Origin of the sequence: Prevotella multiformis, from assembly GCF_018127985.1 — a bacterium.
GTDB classification, from domain to species: domain Bacteria; phylum Bacteroidota; class Bacteroidia; order Bacteroidales; family Bacteroidaceae; genus Prevotella; species Prevotella multiformis.
Genome location: NZ_CP072358.1, coordinates 745,071 through 757,236, shown reverse-complemented (window position 1 = coordinate 757,236; position 12,166 = coordinate 745,071). Strand labels below are relative to the sequence as shown.

15 protein-coding genes are annotated in these 12,166 nt (G+C 58.8%); 6 read left to right on the top strand and 9 right to left on the bottom strand.

Going from position 1 to position 12,166, the window contains the following annotated elements:
• Position 1: 1 nt before the first annotated feature.
• The 4 genes from J4864_RS09320 to J4864_RS09305 form a co-directional block, all read right to left on the bottom strand.
• Positions 2–256, bottom strand: coding sequence for a hypothetical protein (locus J4864_RS09320; protein WP_211814671.1), 255 nt, complete (start codon positions 254–256; stop codon positions 2–4).
• 538 nt (positions 257–794) lie between these two features.
• Positions 795–1,220 carry an RNA-binding S4 domain-containing protein gene (locus tag J4864_RS09315; RefSeq protein WP_211814670.1) on the bottom strand — a complete coding sequence of 142 codons (426 nt, stop codon included), beginning with the start codon at positions 1,218–1,220 and terminating at the stop codon, positions 795–797.
• 33 nt (positions 1,221–1,253) lie between these two features.
• Positions 1,254–1,826, bottom strand: a complete 573-nt coding sequence (gene pth, locus J4864_RS09310) for an aminoacyl-tRNA hydrolase (RefSeq protein WP_040554400.1) — start codon at positions 1,824–1,826, stop codon at positions 1,254–1,256.
• An 84-nt stretch (positions 1,827–1,910) separates the two neighbouring features.
• Complete coding sequence (locus J4864_RS09305) at positions 1,911–2,519, bottom strand: 50S ribosomal protein L25/general stress protein Ctc (protein WP_007367003.1); 609 nt, start codon at positions 2,517–2,519, stop codon at positions 1,911–1,913.
• A 263-nt stretch (positions 2,520–2,782) separates the two neighbouring features.
• Between J4864_RS09305 and nusB the strand changes: the two genes are divergently transcribed.
• From nusB to J4864_RS09280, 5 genes are all read left to right on the top strand, one after another.
• Positions 2,783–3,940 (top strand): transcription antitermination factor NusB, encoded by a 1,158-nt coding sequence (gene nusB, locus J4864_RS09300; RefSeq protein ID WP_211814669.1) that lies wholly within the window; start codon positions 2,783–2,785, stop codon positions 3,938–3,940.
• Positions 3,941–4,115: 175 nt separating this feature from the next.
• A complete protein-coding gene (gene yajC / locus J4864_RS09295; protein ID WP_007367001.1) occupies positions 4,116–4,445 on the top strand; it encodes a preprotein translocase subunit YajC in 330 nt (109 codons plus the stop codon).
• 33 nt (positions 4,446–4,478) lie between these two features.
• Positions 4,479–5,489, top strand: coding sequence for a CdaR family protein (locus J4864_RS09290; RefSeq protein ID WP_211814668.1), 1,011 nt, complete (start codon positions 4,479–4,481; stop codon positions 5,487–5,489).
• Entirely contained in the window at positions 5,486–6,049 is a 564-nt protein-coding gene (gene coaE, locus J4864_RS09285) for a dephospho-CoA kinase (protein WP_211814667.1), read from the top strand. The genes J4864_RS09290 and coaE overlap by 4 nt, the downstream gene beginning before the upstream one ends.
• A 27-nt stretch (positions 6,050–6,076) precedes the next feature.
• Positions 6,077–6,514, top strand: coding sequence for a DUF5606 family protein (locus J4864_RS09280; RefSeq protein WP_007366998.1), 438 nt, complete (start codon positions 6,077–6,079; stop codon positions 6,512–6,514).
• Positions 6,515–6,752: 238 nt separating this feature from the next.
• Here J4864_RS09280 and J4864_RS09275 read toward each other — a convergent pair whose 3' ends face one another.
• The 3 genes from J4864_RS09275 to J4864_RS09265 form a co-directional block, all read right to left on the bottom strand.
• On the bottom strand, positions 6,753–7,160 hold the full coding sequence (locus J4864_RS09275) for an Hsp20/alpha crystallin family protein (RefSeq protein WP_007366997.1): 408 nt from the start codon (positions 7,158–7,160) through the stop codon (positions 6,753–6,755).
• Positions 7,161–7,314: 154 nt separating this feature from the next.
• The gene (locus J4864_RS09270) at positions 7,315–7,653 is read right to left on the bottom strand and encodes a DUF488 domain-containing protein (protein ID WP_211814666.1); all 339 of its coding nucleotides are present in this window, start codon (positions 7,651–7,653) and stop codon (positions 7,315–7,317) included.
• Positions 7,654–7,748: 95 nt separating this feature from the next.
• Complete coding sequence (locus J4864_RS09265; RefSeq protein ID WP_211814665.1) at positions 7,749–8,273, bottom strand: hemerythrin domain-containing protein; 525 nt, start codon at positions 8,271–8,273, stop codon at positions 7,749–7,751.
• Positions 8,274–8,399: 126 nt separating this feature from the next.
• On the opposite strand from J4864_RS09265, the gene J4864_RS09260 reads away from it, so the two are divergent.
• Positions 8,400–9,071, top strand: coding sequence for a Crp/Fnr family transcriptional regulator (locus J4864_RS09260; protein WP_007366994.1), 672 nt, complete (start codon positions 8,400–8,402; stop codon positions 9,069–9,071).
• 460 nt (positions 9,072–9,531) lie between these two features.
• On the opposite strand, the gene menB is transcribed toward J4864_RS09260, so the two are convergent.
• The gene (menB, locus tag J4864_RS09255) at positions 9,532–10,359 is read right to left on the bottom strand and encodes a 1,4-dihydroxy-2-naphthoyl-CoA synthase (protein ID WP_211814664.1); all 828 of its coding nucleotides are present in this window, start codon (positions 10,357–10,359) and stop codon (positions 9,532–9,534) included.
• Positions 10,360–10,465: 106 nt separating this feature from the next.
• Positions 10,466–12,127: a 2-succinyl-5-enolpyruvyl-6-hydroxy-3-cyclohexene-1-carboxylic-acid synthase gene (menD, locus tag J4864_RS09250; RefSeq protein ID WP_211815407.1), complete on the bottom strand. Its 1,662-nt coding sequence runs from the start codon at positions 12,125–12,127 to the stop codon at positions 10,466–10,468.
• Positions 12,128–12,166 lie beyond the last annotated feature (39 nt).

Sequence of the window (12,166 nt, the reverse complement as noted above, 5' to 3'; positions counted from 1 at the left end):
GTCATGATGAGGTTAGCTGTAATGAGGTGAGCGGCATCGGGATGCGCCGCCGTGCCGCCGCCGGACGGTAAATGGCCGTCGTCCGGTCCGTCCGGATGGCCTTTTCTCCCGCTTCTTCTCCTTTTCTCTGCAAACTTATACAAAAAAAACGAAATGGCCAAATAAAGAGAAAAAGATTGGTTCTTCCGTTAAATGCGCGGATGCTTTCCGCATAGCTTTCACGGAAAAACCGAAGTGATTCATTCAGCAGAAACATAGCCAGGACCGTCAACTGTCTATTTTATTGTCCTCCTCCGGTACAAAGACCTTTTCATTCTAATACGTCGGAAATACAGACGGAATTTTTGAAAAGTCATTACATAATTTCAAACAGATCATCTGCAAATAAGAAGAATCCGTGCCAGGATCGGGTTTGTAACCGGCAGTCAGTCAATTGGTTGTCAAGCCGTTCGTAAAAGGTGCCTGATTGGACTTCAAAAGGGCGTTAATAACACGCTAAGAGAGCACCTGTTGCAAGTCAGTCAGGCATCTTCCAGAAGCCGGAAGGGCATGTGTCAGCTCGGGCCGCATGAAAACAGTTTACAAATACCGATGACATGGGAACAAGTTGTCTGTGGAAGACGGAAAGACGGGCTGATGGTCAGGCATCGTATCTGTCTGCCTTTCCTGCATTTTATCTTTCAGTTCATCCTCCTTTGCAAGACCGTCCGGTTCTGGACTGTCATACCCTGCAAGTGCATAAGCCTTTATTCTCCCATCTACGCATTTAACGGAAGAACCGAAAGATTCCCCGGTCAGAAGGAGAAGTCCTCGTCGTCCCCGTCGTCTTCAAATCCGAAGAGGGCAGGGTCGACAAAGGCCTCCATCTGCCGGCGGTCCTTCTTCGTAGGCCGTCCCGTGCCGCGCGCCCTGTCGACGAATCCGCTGATGCGGCTCATCTCCAGCAGCTCGTACTGCTTGGCCTCGGTCACGTTCTCATAGACTTCGGGGATGAATTTCGCACCGACCCGCTGCTCGATCGTCTTCAGCACCTTGAAGGAGTAGGTGACGGGAGGTTTCCTGACGCACACCACCTCGCCCGCCTTGATGGTGTGGGAGGGCTTTACGTTCACGCCTTTGATGGTGACGCGTCCGTTCTTGCAGGCGTCCGCGGCTGTCGAGCGGGTCTTGAAGATGCGTGCAGCCCAGAGCCATTTGTCTATTCTTGCGATGTCGTTCATCTGCTCTTCCTGTGTTTGCAATCGGTGGGTAGGTTATTTCTTTCCGAGTTTGTTGAACTGGTTCATCGTGATGTCGATGCCGGCGAGGACGAAGCTCCTGATGATTTCCACGGCCGTGTCGACGGCCGGCCGGAGCGCTTCCAGGTCCTCGTCGGTGTAATGTCCCAGCACCCAGTCTATCTGTCCGCCGCGCGGGTAGTCGTTGCCGATGCCCATGCGCAGGCGGGCGTAGTCGCTGCCGATGAGTTGCTGGATGTGCCCCAGTCCGTTGTGGCCGCCGTCCGATCCGCTCCCTTTCAGGCGGAAGGCGCCCGCCGGCAGGGCCACGTCGTCCGAGACGACGAGCAGGCGGCGCTGGTCGATGTGTTCCTTGTTGAGCCAGTAGCGCACGGCGTTCCCCGAGAGGTTCATGAAGGTGGTGGGTTTCAGGAGGATGACCTTCCGCCCCTTGACGGCTGTCTCGGCGATGAATCCGTAGCGCCTGTCCTCAAAAACAATATTGGACGCTTTTGCGAAAGCGTCCAATACCATGAATCCTGTGTTGTGCCGGGTCCCCTCGTACTCCTGTCCGGGGTTGCCCAGTCCGCAGATCAAATACTTGTCCAAAGTTCTGTCTTTTTCGTCATGGCAGCTGCCGAAGATTCCCTCCGGCGTCTTCCGCGCGGGAATCTTCAGGACAGGGCCTGTGTGTTATTCGGCAGCCTCTTCCGCCTCGGCGGCAGCTGCGGCCTGGATGGAGTTACGTGTCGCCTTGATGGAGCATACGACCACCTCTTTCGGCGTGACCAGCTCGAGCCCTTCGAAGCTCAGTTCGCCCACCTTGATGCTCTTGCCCAGCTGGAGACCCGTCACGTCGATGTCGAGGTGCTCCGGAATCTGCTGGTACGGCGCCTTGACGTTGATCTTGCGGATCGACATGTTCATGCGTCCGCCGTCGCGTACACCCTGTGCCAGGCCGGAGAGCTTCACGGGAACGCCGATGGTGATGGGCTTCTGGTCGTTGACCTCGTAGAAGTCAATGTGGAGCAGCGCGTCCGTTACCGGGTGGAACTGCAGTTCCTTGAGGACCGCCGTGTGCGATTCGCCGTCGATGACCAGCTCGATGACGTAGATGTGCGGTGTGTAGACCACCTTGCGCAGTTCCGCCATCGGAGCGGCGAAGGAGACTGCTACCGGCTTGCCGTCCTTGTGCGCCTCGCCATAGAGGTTGCAGGGAACGAGACCCTCCTTGCGGAGCAGTTTTGAAGCTTTCTTTCCAAGGTCCGTACGCTTCTGACCTGATACTTTGATTTCTTTCATAATTCTGTGTTACTCTAAATTAATATGAACGTTAATTCGCCATCACACACTGAGAGACCGGGAAACCGGGAATCCGACGGGTGTCCGCAATTTTCAGTCCTCAATTTGCAAAAAGCGCTGCAAAGGTACTTCTTTTCCCCGGATTGGCCAAGTATTGTCTTAAAAAACACAGAAAAAGACGGTATTGTTTGCACGTACGGCGGAAAATCCCTACATTTGCAAAATAAAGAATTCAATACGAAACACAATCTTTAGAACAGACAATGATCAATAGGGAATTAATAAGAATCAAGATTGTCCAGTTAACCTACGCATACTATCAGAACGGCAACAGGAATATGGACAACGCTGAGAAGGAACTGCTTTTCAGCCTGGCGAAGGCGTACGACCTCTATAATTACCTCCTGGCTTTGATTGTATCTGTCACGCAGGAGGAGCGGCACCGTGTGGAAATCGCCGCCGCCCGTGCCGCCCGCGAGGGGACGGAGGCTCCCTCGCGCCGTTTCGCAGACAACAGGTTCGCCGTCCAGCTGGAGGCGAACAAGCAGCTCAACCTCTTCATGGAAAACCAGAAACGCCGCTGGGAAGACGACATGGAGGCGGTGCGCAAGCTCTGCGACCAGATAGAGCAGAGCACCATCTACCAGGAATACATGCAGGACGAGGAGAACTCGTACGAGGCCGACCGGGAGGTGTGGCGCAGGATCTACCGCACGCTCATCCAGGAGAATGCCGACCTGGATGCCGTGCTGGAGGAGAAGAGCCTCTACTGGAACGACGACAAGGAGGTGGTGGACACCTTCGTCATCAAGACCATCAAACGCTTCGACCCCGCCAACGGGGAGGACCAGGAGCTGCTGCCGGAGTACCGGGACGAGGAGGACCGTGACTTTGCCGTCAAGCTCTTCCGGGCTACGATCCTCAATGCCGACGACTACCAGCATTACATGAGCGAGTCGAGCCGCAACTGGGATTTCTCCCGGCTGGCCTACATGGATGTCGTCATCATGCAGATCGCCATCGCCGAGATGCTCACATTCCCTAACATCCCGGTGTCGGTGACCATCAACGAATACGTCGACCTCGCCAAGCTGTACAGCACGCCGCGCAGCGGCGGGTACATCAACGGCATGCTCGATACCATCGCGCGCCATCTTGTCCAGACCGGCAAGATGCTGAAACCCATGCCGGAGCCCCGTCAGCGCCGTCCGCACAATGTCCGGCCGGACGACAGGGCACCCCGCCGTGAGGGACGCCGCCCCACCATCGCCCAGACTTCCGCCCAGCGCGCCGCCCGGCGCGCCCAGGCCGAAAACGCCCAGGCCGAGAATGTGCAGGGTGAGAATGTGCAGGCCGGGAATGCCCAGGCCGAGAGCACACAGGCCGCCGGCGAACAGCCGGCAGGCGAAGGACAGGCATAGGCGGCCATGGCCAGTCGCAGGCCGGCTGCCGGCGCGGATGAGCGATGACAGGCGATGATAAGCGGTCATCGCCCTGTGGCAATCTCCATCAACGCCTGTCCCCGCCCATCATCGCCTATGATCTCCTATCTCCGCCTATCCCCCCGAAAAAAGAAAACATAACAACAGAAATAGAATGAATACAGCGCTTATCCTCGCAGCCCAGGCTGCCAGTCAAGGCAGTCCGATGCCTATGATTATCATGATGGTTGCCATTTTCGCCATCATGTGGTTTTTCATGATCCGCCCGCAGCAGAAGAAGCAGAAGGCGATCCGCGCCTTCCAGAACGCACTCTCCGCCGGCGACAGCGTCGTGACCGGCGGCGGCATCTACGGCACCGTAAAGCACATCGACCTGACGACCGGCAAGGTTGACGTGGAAATCGCCCGCGGGGTCGTCATAACGGTCGACAAGAGTTACGTCTTCGGAAGTGTGCAGGCTTCGCAGCAGAACCAGGGAAAATAAGCCTTATCGGCAGGGAAAGGAGCAGGGCTTTTGATGAAAATTAGCAGACCGCATTTTACGTTCGGTATCTTCAGAAACTTCCTGTCGAGGATCTTCAACAAGGAGTTTCTGATTTTTTTGTTCTTCCTGGTGCTGAGCGGCGGGTTCTGGCTGGTGATGACGCTGAACGAGACGTATGAGCGGGAATTCAGCATCCCGCTCCGTATGGCCGACGTGCCCCGTAATGTGGTCATTACCAGCAGCCCGGACTCTGTTGTCCGCTTTACCGTCCGTGACAAAGGGTATCTGATTGCCGCTTATGGGCTTGAAGATGCTTTCCGGCCTGTCTTCGCTGATTACCGGCTCTATACTGACGGGCGGGGAAGAGGGGAAATTTCCCCGGCCGACATACAGCGGCAGATTTATCTCCAGCTGTCTAAAAGTTCGAAGATCACTTCGGTCAAGAACGGCAAGTTCTCTTTCTCTTTCAATTTCGGGCGGCACAAGAAAGTGCCTGTCCGGCTGTTGGGGACCGTCACGCCGGGAAACAACTATTATCTTGCCCACGTCGAGTTTGTTCCCGACAGTGTCCAAGTATATGCCGCGCGTGGTGTGCTGGACAGTATCCAGACGGTTTATACGGAGCGGCAGCATGTCAGCAATTTCACTGACGTCAAGGAACTGACGGTGAACCTCCGCAGGTTCGCCGATGCCAAGTGCATTCCCGCCAGGGTGAAGATGAGGCTCTATCCCGATGTGCTCACGGAAGAGAGCGTAGAAGTGCCTATTGAGGCGATCAATATGCCGGAGGACAAGGTCCTGCGGACCTTTCCGGGAAAGGTCCGCGTGAATTTCGTCGTCGGCGCCTACCGGCTGCGTACAATGCCGAAGAATGCCGAGACAAGGGAACTGCTGCCGGCGGGCTTCCGGGTCGTCGTCAACTATAAGGAGGTCGAGGAACATCCTGCCGACAAGTGCCATGTCTATGTCCTTGTTTCCCCCAACGGTGTGCGCAATGTACGTCCGGCGCTCACTACGGTTGATTATCTCATAGAACAGCGATGATTGTTGCGTTGACAGGAGGAATAGGCAGCGGGAAATCCTATGTCTGCCGGCTGCTGGCCGAACGTGGCATTATGGTCTACGACTGCGATGCCCATGCCAAGGAGCTGATGCGCACGTCTCTTCCGCTCCGGCGGCAGCTGAAAGAGCTTGTCGGCGACGGCGTGTTCCGCGGCGGCATTCTGCAGAAAGCGGTCCTCGCCGAGTTTCTCCTCCGCAGCGACCGCCATGTGCAGGCCGTCAACGCCGTGATACATCCGGCCGTGGCCTGCGACTTCGAGCGGTCCGGACTGTCATGGCTTGAGAGCGCCATCCTCTTCGACAGCGGTTTCGACCGCCGTACGCATATAGACAAGGTGGTATGCGTGACGGCTCCTGCCGAGACACGCATCCGGAGGGTCATGGAGCGCGACGGCATCAGCCGCGAGAAGACGCTCGGGTGGATGGCACGGCAGCTTCCGCAGGAGGAGGTGCTGAGGCGCAGCGATTACGAGATCGTCAACGACGGCGTGTGTCCGCTTGCCCCGCAGGTGGACCGGCTGCTGTCTTTCATTTCAGAATAAGTAAACCACAAACAAGATCATATCAAAATGTTACAGACAATTCTTTCCATTGCAGGCAGACCGGGTCTTTACAAGCTGGTAAGCCGCGGCAAAATGAATCTTATCGTTGAGGCGCTTGATGAAACCCACAAGCGCCAGCCTGCCTTCGCCACCGACCGTGTGACGAGCCTGGCAGATATTGCCATGTTCACCGATAGCGAGGACATTCCTCTGGGCGATGTGCTGGCAAAGGTACGTGACAAGGAAGAGGGCAAGGTCGCTTCGCTCAACTGGCGCAAGGCTTCTGCCAAGGAGCTGCAGGACTATTTTGCCGAGGTGCTGCCCGGTTTCGACCGCGACCGCGTGCATTCCAGTGACATCAAGAAACTCCTCCAGTGGTACGAGATCCTCGTCAAGGCAGGCATCACCGACTTTGAGGAAGAGATGAAACCCACCGAGGGCGACAACGTAGAAGACAGGGCATGACCCTGCCTCCCGCCCCGGGGAGACGACGGAGAGGATGCACCCGAAAGGCCGGCTATCGGCCCTGCCGGGTGCATCCTCTTTTTCTTTTCCTCCTGTCCGGTCGTGCGGTACCGGCACAGAAAACCCCCGGACGCATTGCGTCCGGGGGCTGTTAACACCTTAATTCCATAACCGGTGCCGTGACATCGGCGTGCCTCCGTCCTGCAAGACAGGCATACCTGTCACGGCGAGCCGCGGCTTAGCCGACGGTGATCTGACGTGCGACTTTCTGTTCCTGGACCTTGATCTTAGGCAGGACAACGGTCAGCACACCATTTGCGACACGGGCCTCAATGCCGTCCTTCTGGACATCATCCGGCAGGATCAGGGTCTGCTCGTACTTGCTGTAAGCAAATTCCCGGCGCAGGTAGTGCCCTTTCTCCTCCTTCTCTTCCGACTTCTTTTCCATCTTGATGGTCAGGTCGCCGTCGCTGTTGATGTTCACATTGAAGTCCTCCTTGCTCAGGCCCGGTGCTGCAAGCTCTACGGTGTAATCCTTGTCAGACTCCTGTACGTTGATGGCCGGTGCCGTCGCATTTGCCTTGGGCATGTTGGCTGTGTTCAAAAAGTCATTGAAAACTTCTGGTAACCATGAATTTCTGTACATATCTTAATCTCCTATACTTTAGTTGTTTACTGATGTTCTGTACCGACTCTCATGCAAGGAGCGTACCAGCCGGCCGTCGCTGACAATCTGTCTGTCTGTGCTGACATTCTGTCTTCTTCATGCCGTCCCATGGCTGCGGAGGAGTGTCCGGAGGCTAATCGCCCAGCAGTTCCTTCAGCACGGCCGCATTGTTGTGCGCCTCGTCGTGTGCGGAGAAGAGCAGGGTGGCATCGGGATGCTCCCGGAGCACGGCCCGCAGCTCGTCCAGCGCACCGCTTTCCGCCAGTTCCGCACGGTATCTGCGGTCGAACTCGGCGAACCGTTCCGGGTCGTGTCCGAACCACTTGCGCAGTTCATTACTCGGTGCGACCGACTTCAGCCAGAGGTCGATCTTGGCCTTTTCCTTACTGATGCCCCTCGGCCACAGGCGGTCGACGAGGATGCGATAGCCGTCGGCGGCTTCGGCCGGGGCGTATGCACGTTTGATTTTCATTGTGGGATGTTTTATGATGAATGATGGATGATGCGTGCCGGGCGGCTCCGGGGGGGCGGCTCCGTGGCGTGTGCCGTCGCCGTGGTCCTGCCGGTCTATTCCAGTGCCAGCGCCCGCGGGAAGATGACCATGTTCTCCACGTAGACGTGTTCGAGCAGATAGTCACGGAAGCGGCGGAGGTCGGCGAGCACCCTGACGTATTCCGGTCCGGCGCCCTCGGGTGCGGTGTAGTCGTTGGTCAGGACGGCGATGCGCTCGTGCCGTTCTATTTCGTCGCTGTGGTCCGCCATCATCGCATTGACGGGGTACTGGATGGTCCCGCAGTGGAAGGGGGCGTGCTCCTGTCCCAGCTTCGCGGCGCGGTACAGTTCGAGGATGAACGGGAAGAGCACGTTCTCCTCCTTCTGGCAGTGTACGTCAAGGTCGGCCATGCTGTTGCGGAAGTGGTCCGCCGCACGCTCCAGCTCGGGGTGTCCGGCAGCGAGCGTGGTCAGTCTGCCGAGCAGCTCCCCGCCGTATTTGCGTGTGTTGCGGTGATGGAACTTGAGTACGTAGTCTACAAGCAGGTCAAGATCCCAGGTCTCGAAGGGGATCGCAGGTTTAAATTCTTTCTGTGACATTATCAATGTTTTTACAGGGCAAAAGTATAAACAAGATTTGTGATGAAGGGTAACAATTGTGTCCCTGTAAAGTTAAAGCTCGTTAAAGCAGCGGTTTTCACGAGAAAACCACTAACTTTGCATCCTATGAATGACAATGTGATGAAAGCCCTCCGCGCCTGTCCGCTTTTTGCGGGAATGCGTGAGATGGAGATAGAGCTTACGCTCGACAACGTCCCCCACCAGTGCGTTTCCCTTCCTCCCCATGAGGTGTATGCCCTGGCCGGCATGCCCTGCCGCCATGTCGATATCGTGGTGAGCGGCAAGCTGATCTGCCGCATGGCCGCCCTGTCGGGGAAGCAGGTCGAGGTGAGCCGGCTGCGCAGCGGCAACCTGGTGGCCCCCGCCTTCTTCTTCTCGAAGGACCGCTGCCTGCCGGTGAGCGTGGAGACGGAGGGGGCGGTGGAGCTGTTCCGTATGAAGCCCGAGACGCTGAAAGCCCTGATGGACACGGACGAGACCCTCCGCATGAACTTCATCCGGATCCTCTCGAACATCGACGTGTTCCTGACGAAGAAGATGAAGATCCTCAGCCTCTTCACCGTCCGTGAGAAGGTGGCGTACCTCCTCCTCGAACGGGCCGGGGAGCAGGGCAGCGACGAGATCCACCTCGAACGCTCCCGCCAGGAGATCGCCGACTCGTTCGGCATACAGAAGTTCTCGCTTCTCCGTGTCCTGTCCGGTCTGGAGAAGGAGGGCACGATCGAGATCCACGGGAAGAACATCCGGATTCTGAACCGCCGCCGCCTGTCGTTGTAGGGCGGTGCCGCATCCACGGCACGAGCGCTGCCCCGGCTTGTCTGCCCGGCCGCCGGAACGGCGGTCAGGTCGGAAACGGAAAAATCCCGGCGGGGCGGTACTCCTGTTCCCGACCGGTCGGGAACAGGAGTACCGGCGGCCGGGAACAGAAATCCCGACGGCCGGGAACAGGATTCCCAGGCGTCGGGATGTGAAAGGGGGCTGCCGCCCTCGTGCCGGCTCTTCCGCCGCCGGTCTTCCGGACAGGTCCTGACAGGGGGCGTTCCGGAAATCCCGCATTGTCCTGTCCATGCCATGAACGACCGTCCGTCCTTTTTCAGGGCTGCCTCCCTGCGGTCTTTTTCCGCTTTTCCACGTGCAGGACCCGTCCGCCTCCTTCCAGGAAGAAGGCAGGCTTCTGCGCACCTGGCAGGCAGGTCTCCGTCAGGCGGGTCCTGCGGTTTCTGCCGGTGTCGGCCGTTTATGGGAACTGCGGGTATTTGCCGAAGTCAGGCTTGCGTTTCTCGAGGAAGGCCCTGCCGCCCTCCTGTGCCTCGTCGAGCGTGTAATAGAGCATGGTGGCGTCTCCGGCGAGTTCCTGGATGCCCGCCTGTCCGTCCAGTTCGGCGTTGAATCCCGCCTTCATCATGCGGAGAGCCAGCGGCGAACGCTCCATCATCGTCTCCGCCCATTCTACACATTCGTCCTCGAGGCGGTCGAAGGGAACGACCTTGTTGACGAGTCCCATGCGTTCTGCCTCGACGGCGGAGTACTGGCGGCACAGGAACCAGATTTCGCGTGCCTTCTTCTGTCCCACGATGCGGGCAAGGTAAGAGGCGCCGAAGCCGGCATCGAAGGAGCCTACCTTGGGGCCTGTCTGTCCGAAGACGGCGTTGTCTGAAGCGACGGTGAGGTCGCACACCACGTGCAGCACGTGTCCGCCGCCGATGGCATAGCCGTTCACCATGGCGATGACAGGCTTCGGCAGCCGGCGGATCTGCATCTGCAGGTCGAGTACGTTGAGGCGCGGTACCCCGTCGCCGCCGACGTATCCGCCCCGCCCCTTCACGTGCATGTCGCCGCCGGAGCAGAACGCCTTGTCGCCCGCCCCGGTGAGGATGACGACCCGTATGTCGAGCGCCTCCCGGCAGTAATTGAACGCCTGCGACATCTCCCACACGGTGCGGGGGGTGAAGGCGTTGCGGTAACGGGGCCGGTTGATGGTCACTTTTGCGATGTGGTGATACTCTTCAAAGAGGATTTCCTCAAAGTCGAAGCCTGCTATGGGCTTCCAGTCTCTTTTCTCCATAGGAATTTTATTTTTTTAGGCGATGATAGGCGATGATAGGCGGGGATAGGCGGGGATGGGCGATGATAGGCGGGGGTAGGCGATGATGATGGGCGATGATGGGCGGTTAAAAGGACTGATAATAATCCTTCAGGGTCCGGGCATCGGCTTCGGGGCGGGTGAAGACTTCCAGCAGGACGGGTCCCTCCTCCGCATGGAAGAAGCTGTCGAGTGCCCGGGACAGCTCCTGTCCGTTGCGGGCGGAGAGATAGACGAGGCCGTACGCCTGGCAGATGCCCTCGGCGGAAGCCGTGTGCCCGGCCGCGATGGCGCTGTCCCGGTAAGGCGATCGCTCCAGTCCCGGCAGCTGGCGGAAGATGCCGCCGCCGCCGTTGTTGAGCAGCAGGATGGAGAGGTTGGGCGGCAGCTGCTCGTTCCACAGTGCATTCTGGTCGTAGAAGAAGCTCAGGTCGCCGATGACGCAGTAGACATCCTCCTCGTCCTGCCGGGCAAGGGCATAGCCGACAGCCGTCGACAGTGTTCCCTCGATGCCGTTCACCCCCCGGTTGACATAGAGGTACTGGTTGGAGAAGATGTTGCCCAGGCGCACGGCCGAGCTGTTGGCATAGAACAGTTCGCCGTCGATGCCCTCCGCCTGCATCTTCTCGTGGAAGGCCTTGACGGCAGCCAGCTGGGAGTAGTCCGGACGGAAATTCCGCCGGATGGCCGCGGCCCTGTCGAACGCCCTTTCCCACCGGTCGGTGAAGGCTTTCCTTTCCACCCCCTCGGCCTCGCGGGCCAGAAGGGCGAGCACTTCCTCCGGTGCCCCCTGCAGGATGTCGGTCGCGTGCATGAAGGTGTCGCAGCAGTCGCCGCGTTCGTTCACCGTGACCGACATCCTGCACGCGCACTTGCGCAGGAAGTGTCGGAGCCGCTTGCTCACCACCGTGCCCCCTATATAGATAAGGTGGTCGGGGCGGTAGGACGTGTCGTCGCCGATGCTCTCCAGCACCTCGTCGATGGGCTGTGCCGGGCGGAGGTCGTCGTCTGCCAGCTTCTCCTGCAGGACGACCGCGACCCTCCTCAGTGCCTCGATGTCCTCCAGCGATTCGCCCACGACTTCGGGTATCATCTGTCCGAGCACGATCATCGGCTTCTCTCCGCAGAAGAAGTCGGCCGCCATGTCCGAAACCCGTGCGGCATCGGCCACGGCACGGTGCAGGAGGATGCGCCGCTCGTCGGGGAGCTGCAGGGTTCCGTAGCCGGACAGCGGTTCGCTGACGGGGACATTGATGTGTACCGGTCCGCCGCCCTCCAGCATGCAGGCGTCCAGCGCCTCGTTGACAAGCCGGTTGCAGTACCACCGCTCTTCGTCGTCGTGCGGTTCGGGCAGTGTGACGCTCTTGCGGACATGGGGTGCCAGCGCTCCCTGCTGGTGGATGGTCTGTCCGTCCTGCTGGTCGATCCACTGTGCCGGTCTGTCGGCCGAGAGGATGATCAGCGGCCGGTTCTGGTAGCAGGCTTCGGCGACGGCCGGTGCCGTATTGAGCAATGCCGATCCGGACGTGACGCAGACGGCGACCGGTTCGTTCTCGGCCAGCGTCATGCCCAGTGCCACGAATGCCGCCGACCGCTCGTCGGTCACGGGGTAGCACGCAATGCCGGGGCAGGCACAGAGGTTGTGGACGATGGGCGAGTTGCGGGATCCGGGACAGACTACTGCCTTCGTGATGCCTCCCTTCAGGAGCAGGGAGGTGAGGATGTTTACGTTTTCTTTGGAGCTGTACATAGGCGGGGATAGGGGATGATAGGCGGTGATAGGCGATGA

Bases quoted from the DNA above. Each gene is read 5' to 3' on its own strand.
- menD (WP_211815407.1), bottom strand. From the start codon at position 12,127: ATGTACAGCTCCAAAGAAAACGTAAACATCCTCACCTCCCTGCTCCTG.
- J4864_RS09305 (WP_007367003.1), bottom strand. From the start codon at position 2,519: ATGAAAGAAATCAAAGTATCAGGTCAGAAGCGTACGGACCTTGGAAAG.
- menB (WP_211814664.1), bottom strand. From the start codon at position 10,359: ATGGAGAAAAGAGACTGGAAGCCCATAGCAGGCTTCGACTTTGAGGAA.
- J4864_RS09270 (WP_211814666.1), bottom strand. From the start codon at position 7,653: ATGAAAATCAAACGTGCATACGCCCCGGCCGAAGCCGCCGACGGCTAT.
- J4864_RS09320 (WP_211814671.1), bottom strand. From the start codon at position 256: ATGTTTCTGCTGAATGAATCACTTCGGTTTTTCCGTGAAAGCTATGCG.
- nusB (WP_211814669.1), top strand. From the start codon at position 2,783: ATGATCAATAGGGAATTAATAAGAATCAAGATTGTCCAGTTAACCTAC.
- J4864_RS09265 (WP_211814665.1), bottom strand. From the start codon at position 8,273: ATGTCACAGAAAGAATTTAAACCTGCGATCCCCTTCGAGACCTGGGAT.
- coaE (WP_211814667.1), top strand. From the start codon at position 5,486: ATGATTGTTGCGTTGACAGGAGGAATAGGCAGCGGGAAATCCTATGTC.
- J4864_RS09275 (WP_007366997.1), bottom strand. From the start codon at position 7,160: ATGTACAGAAATTCATGGTTACCAGAAGTTTTCAATGACTTTTTGAAC.
- J4864_RS09280 (WP_007366998.1), top strand. From the start codon at position 6,077: ATGTTACAGACAATTCTTTCCATTGCAGGCAGACCGGGTCTTTACAAG.
- J4864_RS09315 (WP_211814670.1), bottom strand. From the start codon at position 1,220: ATGAACGACATCGCAAGAATAGACAAATGGCTCTGGGCTGCACGCATC.
- J4864_RS09290 (WP_211814668.1), top strand. From the start codon at position 4,479: ATGAAAATTAGCAGACCGCATTTTACGTTCGGTATCTTCAGAAACTTC.
- J4864_RS09260 (WP_007366994.1), top strand. From the start codon at position 8,400: ATGAATGACAATGTGATGAAAGCCCTCCGCGCCTGTCCGCTTTTTGCG.
- yajC (WP_007367001.1), top strand. From the start codon at position 4,116: ATGAATACAGCGCTTATCCTCGCAGCCCAGGCTGCCAGTCAAGGCAGT.